Genomic DNA, 14824 nt, shown 5'->3' on the forward strand with positions numbered 1-14824 from the left:
AAATATTTTAATACTGGAGATTCGTGATTGATTAAAGTACTGGTAATCGGAAAATACAACAGTATTGTCCATTGGACAGAAAATACAGTTGAAGCCTTCAAGCAAACTGGCTGCGATGTAGATTACTTTGCTCTAAATGGCGACAGCTTCGCACAATCAACATATTATAAATTGCTCGGCAAAATACAGGGCGACAAATCAAAAGTTGTGGCTGATAGCCTAAGGAAAAAATTGCAAAGCTTTCAACCCGATCTGATCGTGTTCGTCATGATTGCCTCGAACTGGTTACCTGAACACCTATTCCAACTAACGACAGCAACTTGCCCCCATGCGACCAAAATCGTTTGGGTGGGAGACAAATTCAACCGCGCTGAAGGTATATTTGCCAACCATGTGGACTGGGTGTTCTGTACCGACACGGCATTCATTGACGCAGCCCATGAGTATGGATATTCCGCTCCGGCAAGTTATCTACCTTTAGCTGTTAACCAGAAAATATTTCACCCTATTCCTGCAATTCGCTCCAACGCCATTATCTATGTTGCAAACAATACCGTGGGTCGCGGAGAGATGATAAGCACTATTAAGAGGCCTATTACTCTGTATGGCAAAGGTTGGTCAAAATTAAAAAATACCCAGCATATAATTAATGCCTATCGCTTACCATACACTAAGCTACCCGGCGTTTATGCCTCATGTCGTGCCGTCCTTAATATCAAGAACGAAAAAAATGTCATCAATGGTCTCAGTCAACGAAGCTTTGAACCCTACGCAACCATGACCCCCGTATTGAATGATGCGATGAAGGATATTGATCTATGCTTCGAAGTGGATAGAGAAATACTGGTCTACCATTCCATTGATGAATTGCACGAACAGTATGACCGTCTTGCAACAGATGCTCACTTTGCCAATGCAATTGGGCAGGCCGGCTACAAACGCGCGATGGCTGAACATACTTATGCGCATAGGGCGAAAACTATGCTTACTCAAGTTGGTTTAATATAAACAGAGCCTAACCGCACGAATAGAATATATGACAATCAATACCGACGAATCGAGCAATATTAACCAAACAGGAACTGTCATGCCACGTATTGTTTCAGATTCAAGATTTACTAATGCTGTACAGAATTATGGCTGGTGGTTAATTGCCGCATTCGTAATAGCCATGCCGTTTGGCAAGGGCTTTGAAGTGCCACTGGCACTCATGGCGATAGGTGGAATGGTATTGCTGGCAAAAGAAGGGATTAGCCGGGTTAACTCTGGCAACATGCGCTGGGCGCTGATACTCTTTGCCTGCATCTGGCTACCTATACTTACTTCAATGCCTGATGCAGTAATGTTTGAGCCTACTGCGAGCACAGCATTGGCCTTCATGCGTTTCCCATTTGCAGTTCTGTTTGCCGTTTATGCGCTGGCCAATCCTGATCACAGGCCAAAACTTTTCACGGCGATTTTTGCCATGTTTAGTATTGTCATTGCGGATGGCCTATTGCAGGCAGTTACCGGCAAGAATATCATCGGTTCTCCAATGATAGCGGACAGACTAAGTGGATTGTTTTATCCAAAATTGACCATGGGCTTATGGATTGCCCCATTTGGGGCAATCTATTTTGAAAAAGTGCGCCAGTTAGCGAAAACGAGTCGTTACGGATGGGCTTACTGGCTACTTCTGGCGCCCTACACGGCTGTCGTATTGTTGTCAGGAAGCCGCGCCTCCTGGGCGATATATGCGGTCAGCATGGCCGGATTTGCAATCTACCTATATATGACCAATCCACAACGATCTATCAAAAAATACGTGGTTATTTTGCTGTTATTAGCTATCCCCATGGGGATAGCACTCGACCATTACTCACCGTTCAAGAAAAAAATTGAAGCCACGGAAGGATTATTCAGTGGTGATTATGACAAGGTTAATGCGGCGACCAGTATCCGCTTACCTATCTGGGTAGTCGCACTGAAAATGAGTAAAGATCATTTAATTAATGGTGTCGGTCCGCGAGGATTTCGCTATGCCTATCCACCCTATGCTGAAAAAGATGATTTTTTCCTCAAGATGAGATCTGATATGGGGCCCAATCATCCGCACCAGATATTTCTGGAAGTCCTGGTGGAAACCGGCATCATCGGCGTAGTTGGCTACTTCCTTTTTCTGGGATTCCTGGTGCGACTGACATGGCAGGCCATTCGTGCGCATAACAATTATGCAGCCCCGGTTGGTATCGCTGTATTCGCTGCCATCATGCCGATCAACGCTGGGATTGCATTTTACGCAAGCGTACTGTCAGCGATGACCTGGTGGATGCTGGCTATTTTCTTTGCAGTGCTCATGACCGATAAACAAAAACCGGCTATTGATTGAGAGCTTGCAGATATACGGCTAGTGTATCGCGTGCCTGTTTCTCGGGACTAAATTGGGTCTGTGCAGTAATTCTGGCGGCCGCCGCGAAACGGGTACACAGCTCCGCATCTACTGCCACGGATGAAACGGCTTCGACAATGGCATCCGTATCTCCGGAAGGGATAAGGATACCATTGTTACCCGTATCAAGCATGGTCGGTATCGCACCTGTTTGTGTGCCTATGCAGGCTAATCCAGTTGCCATTGCTTCCAGGAATGCGATGCAGAAACCTTCCTTGATACTGGGCTGCAGGTAAATATCCGCTGCAGCCAACAAGTCAGGCACGTCGTTTCTGGACCCTAACAGGCTTAAATGTTCAGACACTCCTGATTGATGGGCCTGCTGCAGTAGTTTGTCCCGATCATCACCCTCGCCTACTAATACTAAATTTATATTTGGTAATTTTGGTATCAGTTTAACCAGAGCAGCAATGGCATAGGTCTGACCTTTAGCCGGGACTAGCCTTGCCACGCACAACACAACAAGCTGATTTTGCCAGCCATATTGGCTACGTAGTGCTTCACGCTTTGACGTATTAAATGCATGAGTATCTACGGCATTGTGCACCACAGTTGCCATCGCTTCTGGATAGCCTAACTGACACAATGACTCACGCACCATCTCGGACACACAAATAACATGCTGGCAGCGGCGAAATGGACCAAGATGTTTAACAATATTATGCGCAGTCGCAACGCAAAGAATCTGCCGATCTGCATATGCCACCATAAAGGCTGACTTAAGCATATGAGCATGAACCAGATCCGGTTGCATACGCCGAATTACTTGCCTTAATGACCATAAAGCCAGAGGATGCAAACGGCCACCAGAACGAATCAGCGAATACTTGATACCATGAGTTTCCAGCGCTTGGCTCAACGCACCTTCAGCCGGCAGTGCGACACTGACTTCCAGCCCCAACTCACGTTGTTGCAAGCATAAATCCAGCAAATGCTTTTCTGCACCACCGACATCAGTGGATGCGATTACATGCAATATTTTCAAGAGCGTACCTTGCCCTGTGGTATAGTTTGGGTCATTTTCGTACAGCAAGTCATTAACATTTTCATGGAAAAACTCTCAGCATTTGTCACGACATTCAACAACGCACGCACTCTGGCCAGCTGCCTGGAAAGCGTAAAATGGGCGGATGAAATAGTCTTGCTTGATTCTGGCAGCACAGATGCAACACTGGATATCGCTAAGCAATATGGTTGCAAAATTTTCCACCAACCATTTCTGGGTTACGGCAAACAAAAACAGATAGCATTAACGAAAACCTCGTATTTATGGGTGTTATTGCTGGATGCTGACGAAGCACTTTCACCCGATTCCCAACTGGAAATTCGTGATTTACTGCGACGCGGACCTGATGCTGATGGCTACACCATTCCGCGCCAGGAACAAATGTTCTGGCAAATGAACAACCGCTTTGTTCGCCTCAATAAATTCTTGCGCCTGTTCCGCAAAGATAAAGGCCACATTACTGATATGCCCGTCCATGCGGCCCCCAAAGTAGATGGCATAGTTAAAAATCTGACCGCGCCATTTTATCACTATGGGGAAACCGATATCGATATCAAAGTAAGCAAACTAAATGCTTATTCCACCGGCCTGGTTAAAGACAAGGTCGCCAAAGGCACCTATCCTAACCCATGGATGCTGGTGTTTTACCCACCCTTTTATTTTCTGCGCGCCTATTTTTTCAAACGCGCTTTTTTAAACGGATGGGGTGGCTTCATTACTTCTGTTTGCGGCGCTTTTTATGTGTTTTTAAAATACGCCAAACTCTACGAATTTCATCAGCGCAAGCGTTACGGCAAAACCCTTATGCCGGCTGGTGCGCCGGATAACCCACCCGTTTATGAATCTGATAAACCTTGCTGAGCCTTGGGAATCGGTATGATCATTACCGGACCGTCCTTGAAATGCAACGCCTCAATAACATGTTCCGGCTGGACCGCTTTCATACATGAATGATGCGTGCAGTCCTGCTTGCAGTAACAGTTCAGACATGGCATATCAGCCTGAATCGCAATGACGTTATCTCCTTGCGGCTTGACTCGATAAGGGTCTGTTGGTCCACAGACGACAACCATGGGCTGACTGGATGATGCTGCCAGATGCGCCGTACCGGTATCATTACCCACTTGATATTTGGCATCTCGTGCTAAAGGTACAATATCCAGCACCTCAGTTTCGCCGCATAAATTAACGACACCAGCACCCACCAGTTCGGTAATGCGCCGACAATCTTCAATTTCATCCTTGCCGCCGATCAGCACAACCTGATCCACTTCACTGATTAACAATTGCCGTGCTAATTCAGCGTATTTATCTTCTCCCCAGCGTTTTAAATACCCTGCAGCCTGGCAGCCTGGATAAAAAATCGCATAACGGCCTGCAGTTAACCCATATTTTTTTTGTAATTCATGAGCATGTTGCTGATTATGAGCTGGAATATGCAGTACTGGTCGTGCTGTATTCACTGGGATGCCTGCAGCTTTTATCGCCGCCCGCATCCGTTGTACCGGATTTGGATCGCCAGGCATGTCCGGACCACTTATATTGTATGGTCTGCTAGGATGATTACCAATCAGAAACCGCGTAGCATTGCCGGTTAATTGCAGAAACATCAGCATGAAGCGTGAGCGATCATTTGACTGCAAGTCTACAATTAAATCATAACGCTGCTGTCTGACTTGTTGCATCCATGCCCATATCGCAGCCCACTTACCTTGCTTGGCGCGAATGTTGATTTTACTAATATTGCTGAAACGCGGATCACCGGTAAATAATTTATCCCAGGGCGGTAACGTATTCAGATCTATTTGTGCATTCGGAAAAGCGCGTGCCACATCTTCCATGACGCAGGTCGCCATTGCAATATCGCCTAACGCACTCCATTTGATAATCAAAATACGGCGTATGCTGGGGTCGTTCGGCAGATCATAAGGCATAGAACGTTGGCTCAATCAGCGCTTACCGCTTTGGCAAAAGTATCCAGTAAAGGCTGAATTTCTGCACGTTTGAGTTTTAGTGCTGCCTGGTTAACAACCAGACGTGAACTGATATCCATAATGTCAGCAACCGCTACAAGGCCGTTCGCTTTCAGTGTACTGCCGCTGCTAACCAGATCAACAATCACATCGGCTAATTTAACCAGTGGTGCCAGTTCCATGGAACCGTACAGTTTAATCAGATCGACGTGCACACCTTTTGCAGCAAAATATTCTCGTGCAGTTGTTAGATATTTTGTGGCCACGCTTAATCGCGCACCTTGACGCACAGCCTGTTCATAATCAAAAGCAGGATGAGCGGCTACCATCATTTTGCAACGGGCAATTTTCAGATCCAGTGGCTGGTATAAACCATCTCCACCATGCTCAATCAAGACATCCTTACCGGCTACACCCAGATCAGCGGCACCGTGTTGTACATAAGTCGGAACATCGGTGGCACGAATAATGATCAGACGTACATCAGGAAGATTAGTAGAGATAATCAATTTGCGTGATTTCTCAGGATTTTCACGTGGCTCTATCCCAGCAGCTGCAAGTAACGGCAACGTTTCTTCAAAAATACGTCCCTTGGATAATGCAATAGTAATCATATTATTCCCTTCAATGTACACGACTGATACGCGCACCTACCTGGTTGAATTTTTCTTCTATGCATTCGTATCCACGGTCTATGTGATAGATGCGCTCAATCACTGTCTCGCCATCTGCCACCAGAGCCGCCAGAACCAGCGAAGCAGAGGCGCGCAAATCAGTGGCCATTACGACAGCACCCTGTAAACCTTCTACGCCACGCACGACTGCGGTATTGCCCTCAATTTCGATATTGGCACCTAGACGCTGCATCTCCTGCACGTGCATGAATCTATTTTCAAAAATAGTTTCGGTCACTGTCGCCACGCCGTCAGCGATACAGTTCATAGCCATAAACTGTGCCTGCATGTCTGTAGGGAAAGCCGGGTATGGCGCTGTTTTAATACTCACTGCACGTGGTCGTTGCCGCATAGTCAGTGAAATAGTACCCACACCCACTTCAATCTCTGCACCTGCTTCACGCAATTTATCCAGCACCGCATCTATGGTATCAGCACGTGTATGCGTAATTCTGATCTGTCCCTGCGTCATCGCAGCAGCTACAAGATATGTTCCAGTTTCAATGCGGTCTGGCATGATGCTAAAGTTCGCTCCATGCAGCTTATCTACCCCATGGATGGTAATGGTGTCCGTGCCCGCACCGCTGATATTAGCCCCCATTGCGATCAGACAATTCGCCAGATCAACGACCTCAGGTTCGCGGGCAGCGTTTTCCAGCACGGTAACACCCTGTGCCAGCGTGGCGGCCATCATCAAATTTTCCGTTCCAGTTACCGTCACGGTATCCATAAAAATACGCGCCCCCTGTAAACGGCTGGCTTTCGCATGTATATAACCATGTTCAATATGGATTTCCGCACCCATAGCTTGCAGACCCTTGATATGGAGGTCCACTGGTCGTGAACCAATGGCACAACCACCGGGTAAGGACACCATGGCTTCACCACAACGTGCGAGCATGGGACCAAGTACCAGTATCGAAGCGCGCATGGTCTTAACCAGCTCATAGGGCGCTTCAAGCCGTGTTAACTCGGCCGCATGTAAATCAACACCACCATGGTCATCCAGCGCCGCTTGCATGCCGATATGCGCAAGCAATGTCAATGATGTGCTGATATCTTTCAACTTGGGCAAATTATCAAGATGCAATACATCTGCAGTTAATAAACCCGCACACAATATCGGCAATGCAGCATTCTTCGCACCGGATATACGTACATCGCCACTCAGGCGTGTACCACCCTGTATAGCCAGCTTATCCATTAGCGACTTTCCTCAGCCCATTGTTCAGGGGTAAAGGTTTTCATGGAAAGCGCATGAATTTCTTCCTTCATGCGATCACCCAAGGCACGATACACAATTTGATGCTGCTGTACGCGGCTTTTACCAGCAAACTCCGTGCTGACAATAACCGCTTCGAAATGTTGACCATCTCCCATAACACGCACCAATTCACATGTCATTCCTTGTTCAATGGAGTGTTTAATACTATCAGGTTGTACCATTATAAATATCTCAATGACGCAGCTTGTAGCCACGTTGTAATAAAAGCAAACAGAATGCGGATAATGCCACAAAGCTTACGAGCACGACTAGCAAACTCAAGCCTGGTGAAACATCACTCGCGCCAAAAAAACCATAGCGAAAGCCATCTATCATATAAAACACCGGATTGAACCGCGATACGGCCAGCCAGAATGGTGGTAACGAATGAATGGAATAGAACACGCCCGACAAAAAAGTCAGTGGCATGATAATAAAATTCTGAAATGCGGCAAGTTGATCAAATTTCTCTGCCCAAATACCAGCAATTACCCCCAAAGCACCTAATATCCCGCTACAAAGAACAGCGAATAAAATCAGCCATAATGGATGATCTATGCTCACAGACGTAAATATCAAAGTCACTACAAAAACACCCAAACCTACCACTATTCCGCGTGTAATAGCAGCAACAAGGTAAGCAGCAAAAAATTCCAGATAAGATAATGGCGGCAAGAGCACAAAGACAATATTACCGGTAATCTTGGATTGAATCAGACTCGATGAACTGTTCGCAAACGCATTTTGCAGCATCGACATCATCACCAGGCCAGGCACCAGAAATGCGGTGTAACTAACCCCCGGATATACTTGAACATGTTCTGCCAACACGTGTGAAAAAATCAGCAAATATAACAATGCTGTAATCACCGGAGCCAAAACCGTCTGGAACGACACTTTCCAGAAGCGCAATAATTCCTTATAAAGCAAGGTATAGAATCCGATCATGACCGCCCCATAATCTGCACAAAGACATCTTCCAGATCCGGTTGCGCCAGCGCGATTTCGTTCACGTTGACACCCGCCAAACGTAGGCTGGCCAATATAAATTCAATTTCGGCAGGTGCTTTTAGTCCTAATGTATAAACATTATCCACATGCTTAATGATCCGGGGCTGGAGATCAGATGGAAGCGCATCAGGCTGTATGCGGATCTGCAACTGCAGTTCACTCGCATTTTTCAGCAGATTGGCAGTTTTATCCAGCGCCACGATTTGTCCTTGCTTAAGCATGGCCACCCGATCACATAAAGCCTCGGCTTCTTCAAGATAATGGGTAGTCAAAATAATGGTGTGGCCAGAGGCATTCAGTTGGCGTACAAAAGTCCATAATGACTGGCGCAACTCCACATCCACACCGGCAGTTGGCTCGTCCAGAATGATCACCGGTGGCTTATGCACTAATGCTTGAGCAACGAGTACGCGGCGCTTCATGCCGCCAGACAGTGACCTCATATTGGCATCCGCTTTATCCAGCAAGCCAAGATGACTCATGATCTCATCAATCCAGTCATCATTACGGCGTAAACCAAAATAACCTGACTGAATCCGCAGACTTTCTCGCACCGTAAAAAAAGGATCGTAGGCCAGTTCTTGCGGTACCATACCAAGCAACTGTCGAGCCGCGCGGTAATCAGTCACGACGTTATGCCCCATGACGTGTGCGGTTCCGCTATCTGCGCGTGTCAGGCCGGCCAAAATGCTGATTAGCGTAGTTTTTCCTGCGCCGTTTGGGCCTAATAGTGCAAAAAACTCACCTTGATTAACAGTTAAGTCAACACCTCGTAACGCATGTAATGCGCCAAAGTGCTTATGCAGCTGATGGATACTAATAGCAGGTATAGTCACGACGTTCAGGCGGAAATGTAATTTTCCACACCATACAGCGCGGCCAAATTTTTAAGGTTTTCGGGTAGATTAATACAATACAATCGTTTACCAAGGCGTTCAGCTTCCCGACGCCAGGCTAAAATTAATGCCAATGCCGTTGAATCCATTTCACGCAAGGCAGAAAAATCAAACTCGCTCATCCCCTTGTTCAAGGCAGCTATACCTTCTGCCAACTGTTCTGTAGCAGTAGGTATAGTTAATTCTTGCTGGATAAGGTAGGTATTGCTCATAGTTTATGCTTATTTTGATGTTGCGGCCTTGGTATTAGGCTGTTGATTCTTCGCGGCCAGCGTTTGAATCAAGTTATCTACACCCTTATTATGAATTTCAGCACCAAACGAGCCCCGATAATTCAAAACCAGACTTACTCCATCGATAGTCACGTCATAAACTTTCCAACCTGCAGCCGTCTTTTCCATACTGTAATCAATCGGAATGGGCTGGGCACCAGGCTGTTTTACCTGAGTTTGCACTGTCACGTCCGTTGCCCCGACAGGCATGGAAAACGGTTTGAATTCGATAACCTGATTGTTAAACGCAGCCAAAGCATTGGCATATGTCCTTACTAGCAGCGTGCGAAACTCTTTAACCAGTGCTTGCTGCTGAGCGGGTGTGGCTTGACGCCAATAACGGCCCACAGCCAGCATGGTCATCTGGTTAAAATCGAAATGTGGCAATACCTTGGCATCAATTAACGAGTAAAGCTTTTGGGTGTCATTTGCATAGACCGTTTTGTCACGTTTAAGAATTGTAGTGACATCCTGCGTTGTGGTCTTTACCAATACATCGGGTGCCACTTCGCTTGCGTAAGCAGACACACTGATTGCAGCGAACATAGTGCCAACAAAAAAACATCGCAGTTTATTAAATAAGGTAAACATGATTTAAATACGTATATTAAAAGTAATTAGAAATCGAAGAGGTTATTTAGTTTCACCAATTGCATGCGCCAATTGAGCTACATACATATTGTAGTCATTCACAGTACGCAAATATTCAGCCTGGGTCAGCGCATAAGTTTTCAACGCATCGGCGACTTTATCAGCTTTTTCCAGACCTGCATTAAAATCGGCCAATGAAGCAATCATCCAGCGCCTACCTGCCGCTGCGCCATCCGCCAATTTCTGCTGAGCCACATAATTGGCCTGGACCTGGTTATATGCTTCGGATACCTGAAAAGGAATCCCAGCCTGCGCAAATTGCGTTTTGTAATTCAGCGCTTCCAAATCAGCCTGAGCCTGGGCAATCTGGGCTGGAACCACACCTAATTTAATATCCCATTTCATGCCAACCGCAGGCGTAACACCGAAATTATTAAACGAATCGTAAACGTATGGATTATTCAGCGTGTCGCGACGTGAGGCATAGTTAGCCTGCCCTATCACTCCAGCGTAAATATCCGGATACATCTCCGCCTTTTTAGCGGCAACCAAAGCACGTCGAGCGCGCATACCGGCTTCCAGTTGGGCCATTTCAGGCCGGTCAGCCACAGCACGCGATTCAAAATCGGCTAGTGTGCCTGATGGCAAAGGCACAGGTTGCAGACTGTCATCCGCCACCTGCAACTTGCTATCCATACCGACGCCAGTCAGTAACTTTAAACCATCCAGACTTATTTTTTCTATTGCTGTGGCTTGGCTAAGGTATTTACCCAGCATGCCGCTAGCTGCTTGCAATGCATATAAGTCAGACTGTTTCGATTCGCCATTATCGTCCTTGAGATTCTTTTTAACACGCGATAATGCATCATCCAACCGGCTTTGCACATCTTCCAACAAACGTCGTGAATCACGAGCCGTCAAGTAGCCGTAATAAGCACGCTTCACGTCCATGACAGTATCCGCCTGTCCAATCCGAACATCACCGCGCTTAATATCTACGTTGCCTTTTGCTGCTTCGCTATAATGTTCAATCTTGCCAAAGGTATACAGTGGTTTGATTATTGCAAATTGCAGCGAGGTCCAATCTGATAAACCACCCGGAAACGGACCATCTGTGCGGGGTGTCGTTCCCGAAGTTTCGCCATTCTGATAAAAGCCGCCTTTGACTTGTGGCGCAAGTCCAAGGAATATATTGGCACTAACCCTTAATCCATTATTTCCTTCAGCCTCATCCAGCAAAGCGCGGGCGGACTCAACCAGCTGCTCACGTTCCTTGATGCGCGGATCAGCATTCAGACTCATTTGCACGGCTTCTGAAAGATTAACCGTCTGTGCAGACGCCGTTAGTGGCGTAGCCAAGGCTATGGCAATCATGGCACTGATTATATTTTTTTTCATGGATGGACTCCTGAATTAGGTGCTGCAACCTGAGCTGAATCAGCTGTAGGCGCATCAGATGCTTTATTATATAGAAATTGACTGATTAAACTCTCTAACACGACCGCTGACTGTGTAATTTTTATTTTATCGCCTGCAACAAGATTTTTCATATCACCGCCCGGCTCAAGGGCAAGATATTGCTCTCCCAGTAAGCCGGACGTCATAATCGCCGCAGAGGTATCTTTAGGGAAATTGTATTTATTATCTAGCTTCATCGTCACAGTGGCTTCAAAGGTCTGGTTGTCAAAACGAATGTCACTGACACGGCCGACCACAACGCCTGCGCTTTTTACAGGTGCACGAATTTTCAAACCGCCGATATTACTGAAGTCAGCTTGGACACTGTAGCTATGACTAGTCCCGAAGCTGCTCATATTGCCAACTTTCAATGCCAGAGCAAGCAGCGCAGCCAAACCAGCAACTACGAATAACCCTACCCAAAAATCCAGTGTAGCTCTTTCCATACTTCACACACCTCGGAACATAAATGCGGTTAAAATAAAATCAAGTGCCAGAATGGCCAGCGATGACGTGACCACGGTACGGGTTGTCGCACGCGAAATTCCTTCAGCAGTCGGCATTGCGTCAAAGCCTTCAAATAAAGCAATGGTTGTAACTGCAAATCCAAACACTACGCTTTTAATGACACCATTCAGGATATCTTCACGCACATCGACCGCTGCTTGCATTTGTGACCAGAATGAACCTTCATCAACGCCGATCAGCACCACACCCACCAGATAACCACCGAACACACCGACAATAGAAAAAATCGCTGCCAGTAACGGCATGGAAATCACCCCGCCCCAGAACCGCGGGGCAATAACACGAGCAATCGGATCAACCGCCATCATTTCCATGGCTTTTAATTGCTCAGTGGTTTTCATTAATCCGATTTCTGCCGTTATTGCCGAGCCGGCACGACTGGCGAATAACAAGGCGGCAACGACTGGACCGAGTTCGCGTACCAGAGATAAAGCCACCAGGATACCCAATGCCTGCTCGCTGCCGTATGTCTGCAATGTTTCGTAACCCTGCAAACCGAGCACCATGCCGACAAATAATCCGGAAACAATAATAATCACCAGCGACAATACACCACTCGCATATATCTCGCGAATGATCAGATGGAAGCGTCGCCAGCTAGTGCCTGAGCGCCATAACACCTGCATCAGAAATCGGGTTGCAACCCCCATCAGCCATACACTGTCAATGACACGATGCCCGATACGGCTAATCAGATTTTGTTTGGTTGACATCAGCCAGCACTCCGCAAGCCCAAATCAGCAGCATAGTCAGGCGCTGGATAATGGAATGGCACAGGACCATCTTCCTCAGCATGAATAAATTGATGCACAAAAGGTAATTTAGATGCGCGTATTTCATCCGGTGTACCCTCGGCCTCAACTACCCCATTGGAAATAAAATACACATAATCCACTATTTCCAGCGACTCATGCACATCATGCGTCACCAGAATTGACGTCAAACCAAGCGCATCCGTCAACCGCCGGATGAGATTACCGATAACCCCAAGAGAAATCGGATCCAGTCCGGCAAAAGGCTCGTCATACATTATTAACATAGGATCAAGTGCTACTGCGCGCGCCAGCGCTACACGGCGCGCCATACCGCCGGATAACTCATGTGGCATCAGGCTCTGCGCGCCGCGCAAGCCAACCGCATGCAGTTTCATTAATACCAGATCATGAATCACGGCTTCGGACAAATTGGTATGCTCACGCATTTGAAAGGCTACATTTTCAAACACCGTCATGTCCGTAAACAACGCGCCAAATTGAAACAACATCCCCATTTTGCGTCGCATTTGATACAGCGCATCGACGCCTAGCTGATGGATAACCTGGCCATCGACACGTACTTCACCGTGAGAAGGACGTAATTGACCACCAATCAGACGTAGTAGCGTCGTTTTGCCACAGCCGCTACCACCCATAATCGCAATCACTTTGCCACGCGGTGCAGTCAGGTTGATCCCCTTTAGAATAGGGCGGTCACGGTAAGCAAATGACACATCACGAATTTCGATGAGATTATCAGTAGACACGAGATGTTATAAGGGTTTGAGATGCTGATATTCTAACTCGATATGGCACTGACAACAAATATATTGACCACTGCTTAATATAAATCCGGTTTGGTGTTTTTGCCGCAACAATGGCATCATAAGCAGATATTGATAATGTTTGAACGCTATGCAACTCGATCTTTTTTTTGAAATCTCGCAACCCCCGCAGCTTAAGCGTAGCGAAGCTGATGCATTTGAACAAACGCTAAACGAAATCACCTTGGCAGATAGCCTGGGCTACGGTTGCGCGTGGCTGGTAGAACACCACTTCATGCGCGGCTACTCCCATTCATCCAAACCCGATCTGGTTCTGGCCGCCGCCAGTCAACGTACAAAGAACATTCGCCTGGGTTTAGGGGTTACTCCCCTGCCTTACCACCATCCGGTACATGTTGCCGAACGAGCAGCGACACTGGATATTTTATCCAGAGGTCGCTTTGAACTGGGTATCGGACGGGGCTTTTCGCCTCAGGAATACACCGCATTTGGTGCGGATATGCGCAACAGTCGCACGCTGACAGCCGAATCGCTGGCAATTCTGCAACTAGCCTTTTCGCGACAACCCGTGACTTTTCATGGTGAGCATTTCCATCTTGATGCACTGGATATCCTGCCCTATTCCATACAGCAACCTCACCCCCCTATATGGACGGCAGCAGTCAGCCCCGATACCTTTGTATGGGCCGCTCAGGAACAACTCGGCATGCTGGCAGGCCCATTCAAGCCGTGGATGATGGTAAAACAGGATATTCGGCATTATCTGGATGCATGGCAAGGACCCGCAGCCCCCCGCGCAGGCATGACCGTGGGTATTTTATGCCTGCCTGATGGCAAACGTGCCAGGGTCCTCGCTAAAGACGCACTGGTCTGGTTCTATCAGCAACTATTCGCCACCACCCTGCCCGTACTGGAAAAACTTTACCCCAGCTATGAGCATTTCCATGATCTGGGGCGATTCCGCAGCTTGCTGAAATTAGGTATCAATTTAACCATGCTGGAAACATTCGGCATGGTCGTGGTGGGCTCACCAGATGAATGCATCGACAAATTACAAAAATATCGTGAGGCAGGCGTAACCAATTTACTTTGTGCAGTGGGCGCCGGGGCACTGGATACCGAAATCATTCAGGAATCGATGCAATGTATCGCCAGCGACGTCATGCCGGCTCTGCGCGATTAA

The 14824-nt window shown here is 47.2% G+C and carries 17 protein-coding genes; 4 read left to right on the top strand and 13 right to left on the bottom strand.

What is annotated here, in order from left to right; translation table 11 throughout:
• Positions 1-27: 27 nt before the first annotated feature.
• The gene (locus EJE49_RS12215) at positions 28-1008 is read left to right on the top strand and encodes a CgeB family protein (protein ID WP_124951228.1); all 981 of its coding nucleotides are present in this window, start codon (positions 28-30) and stop codon (positions 1006-1008) included.
• A gap of 79 nt (positions 1009-1087) precedes the next feature.
• Positions 1088-2368 carry an O-antigen ligase family protein gene (locus tag EJE49_RS12220; protein ID WP_189941888.1) on the top strand — a complete coding sequence of 427 codons (1281 nt, stop codon included), beginning with the start codon at positions 1088-1090 and terminating at the stop codon, positions 2366-2368.
• Here the strand turns inward: EJE49_RS12220 and EJE49_RS12225 are convergent.
• On the bottom strand, positions 2358-3413 hold the full coding sequence (locus tag EJE49_RS12225; RefSeq protein ID WP_189941890.1) for a glycosyltransferase family 4 protein: 1056 nt from the start codon (positions 3411-3413) through the stop codon (positions 2358-2360). The two genes, EJE49_RS12220 and EJE49_RS12225, sit on opposite strands and share 11 nt — an antisense overlap.
• On the opposite strand from EJE49_RS12225, the gene EJE49_RS12230 reads away from it, so the two are divergent.
• A complete protein-coding gene (locus tag EJE49_RS12230) occupies positions 3399-4295 on the top strand; it encodes a glycosyltransferase family 2 protein (RefSeq protein ID WP_223246947.1) in 897 nt (298 codons plus the stop codon). The two genes, EJE49_RS12225 and EJE49_RS12230, sit on opposite strands and share 15 nt — an antisense overlap.
• Here EJE49_RS12230 and EJE49_RS12235 read toward each other — a convergent pair.
• The 12 genes from EJE49_RS12235 to EJE49_RS12290 form a co-directional block, all read right to left on the bottom strand.
• A complete protein-coding gene (locus EJE49_RS12235; protein ID WP_124951234.1) occupies positions 4271-5383 on the bottom strand; it encodes a glycosyltransferase family 9 protein in 1113 nt (370 codons plus the stop codon). The two genes, EJE49_RS12230 and EJE49_RS12235, sit on opposite strands and share 25 nt — an antisense overlap.
• Positions 5380-6021 (bottom strand): ATP phosphoribosyltransferase, encoded by a 642-nt coding sequence (hisG, locus tag EJE49_RS12240; RefSeq protein ID WP_124951236.1) that lies wholly within the window; start codon positions 6019-6021, stop codon positions 5380-5382. Before hisG ends, EJE49_RS12235 begins: the two co-directional genes overlap by 4 nt.
• A gap of 10 nt (positions 6022-6031) precedes the next feature.
• Positions 6032-7285, bottom strand: a complete 1254-nt coding sequence (murA, locus tag EJE49_RS12245) for a UDP-N-acetylglucosamine 1-carboxyvinyltransferase (protein ID WP_124951238.1) — start codon at positions 7283-7285, stop codon at positions 6032-6034.
• On the bottom strand, positions 7285-7527 hold the full coding sequence (locus EJE49_RS12250) for a BolA family protein (RefSeq protein WP_124951240.1): 243 nt from the start codon (positions 7525-7527) through the stop codon (positions 7285-7287). The genes murA and EJE49_RS12250 overlap by 1 nt, the downstream gene beginning before the upstream one ends.
• Positions 7528-7537: 10 nt before the next feature.
• The gene (locus EJE49_RS12255; RefSeq protein WP_124951242.1) at positions 7538-8293 is read right to left on the bottom strand and encodes an ABC transporter permease; all 756 of its coding nucleotides are present in this window, start codon (positions 8291-8293) and stop codon (positions 7538-7540) included.
• Positions 8290-9192: an ABC transporter ATP-binding protein gene (locus EJE49_RS12260; RefSeq protein ID WP_223246948.1), complete on the bottom strand. Its 903-nt coding sequence runs from the start codon at positions 9190-9192 to the stop codon at positions 8290-8292. The genes EJE49_RS12255 and EJE49_RS12260 overlap by 4 nt, the downstream gene beginning before the upstream one ends.
• A 5-nt stretch (positions 9193-9197) precedes the next feature.
• Positions 9198-9464, bottom strand: coding sequence for an STAS domain-containing protein (locus EJE49_RS12265; RefSeq protein ID WP_124951244.1), 267 nt, complete (start codon positions 9462-9464; stop codon positions 9198-9200).
• 9 nt (positions 9465-9473) lie between these two features.
• The gene (locus tag EJE49_RS12270) at positions 9474-10052 is read right to left on the bottom strand and encodes an MlaC/ttg2D family ABC transporter substrate-binding protein (RefSeq protein WP_223246949.1); all 579 of its coding nucleotides are present in this window, start codon (positions 10050-10052) and stop codon (positions 9474-9476) included.
• 105 nt (positions 10053-10157) lie between these two features.
• Complete coding sequence (locus EJE49_RS12275) at positions 10158-11513, bottom strand: TolC family protein (protein WP_124951248.1); 1356 nt, start codon at positions 11511-11513, stop codon at positions 10158-10160.
• Positions 11510-12019: an outer membrane lipid asymmetry maintenance protein MlaD gene (gene mlaD, locus EJE49_RS12280; protein ID WP_124951250.1), complete on the bottom strand. Its 510-nt coding sequence runs from the start codon at positions 12017-12019 to the stop codon at positions 11510-11512. Before mlaD ends, EJE49_RS12275 begins: the two co-directional genes overlap by 4 nt.
• Before the next feature lie 3 nt (positions 12020-12022).
• Positions 12023-12814: a lipid asymmetry maintenance ABC transporter permease subunit MlaE gene (mlaE, locus tag EJE49_RS12285; protein ID WP_124951252.1), complete on the bottom strand. Its 792-nt coding sequence runs from the start codon at positions 12812-12814 to the stop codon at positions 12023-12025.
• On the bottom strand, positions 12814-13623 hold the full coding sequence (locus tag EJE49_RS12290) for an ABC transporter ATP-binding protein (RefSeq protein ID WP_124951254.1): 810 nt from the start codon (positions 13621-13623) through the stop codon (positions 12814-12816). The genes mlaE and EJE49_RS12290 overlap by 1 nt, the downstream gene beginning before the upstream one ends.
• A gap of 148 nt (positions 13624-13771) precedes the next feature.
• Here EJE49_RS12290 and EJE49_RS12295 point away from each other — a divergent pair, with 148 nt between their 5' ends.
• Positions 13772-14824, top strand: coding sequence for an LLM class flavin-dependent oxidoreductase (locus EJE49_RS12295; RefSeq protein WP_124951256.1), 1053 nt, complete (start codon positions 13772-13774; stop codon positions 14822-14824).

The sequence above is a fragment of the Sulfuriferula thiophila genome, assembly GCF_003864975.1.
Taxonomy (GTDB): Bacteria; Pseudomonadota; Gammaproteobacteria; order Burkholderiales; family Sulfuriferulaceae; genus Sulfuriferula; species Sulfuriferula thiophila.

Excerpts from the sequence above, each read along its gene's own strand:
- EJE49_RS12220 (WP_189941888.1), top strand. The coding sequence starts at position 1,088 with ATGCCACGTATTGTTTCAGATTCAAGATTTACTAATGCTGTACAGAAT.
- EJE49_RS12230 (WP_223246947.1), top strand. The coding sequence starts at position 3,399 with ATGCAATATTTTCAAGAGCGTACCTTGCCCTGTGGTATAGTTTGGGTC.
- hisG (WP_124951236.1), bottom strand. The coding sequence starts at position 6,021 with ATGATTACTATTGCATTATCCAAGGGACGTATTTTTGAAGAAACGTTG.
- murA (WP_124951238.1), bottom strand. The coding sequence starts at position 7,285 with ATGGATAAGCTGGCTATACAGGGTGGTACACGCCTGAGTGGCGATGTA.
- EJE49_RS12250 (WP_124951240.1), bottom strand. The coding sequence starts at position 7,527 with ATGGTACAACCTGATAGTATTAAACACTCCATTGAACAAGGAATGACA.
- EJE49_RS12255 (WP_124951242.1), bottom strand. The coding sequence starts at position 8,293 with ATGATCGGATTCTATACCTTGCTTTATAAGGAATTATTGCGCTTCTGG.
- EJE49_RS12265 (WP_124951244.1), bottom strand. The coding sequence starts at position 9,464 with ATGAGCAATACCTACCTTATCCAGCAAGAATTAACTATACCTACTGCT.
- EJE49_RS12275 (WP_124951248.1), bottom strand. The coding sequence starts at position 11,513 with ATGAAAAAAAATATAATCAGTGCCATGATTGCCATAGCCTTGGCTACG.
- mlaD (WP_124951250.1), bottom strand. The coding sequence starts at position 12,019 with ATGGAAAGAGCTACACTGGATTTTTGGGTAGGGTTATTCGTAGTTGCT.
- mlaE (WP_124951252.1), bottom strand. The coding sequence starts at position 12,814 with ATGTCAACCAAACAAAATCTGATTAGCCGTATCGGGCATCGTGTCATT.
- EJE49_RS12295 (WP_124951256.1), top strand. The coding sequence starts at position 13,772 with ATGCAACTCGATCTTTTTTTTGAAATCTCGCAACCCCCGCAGCTTAAG.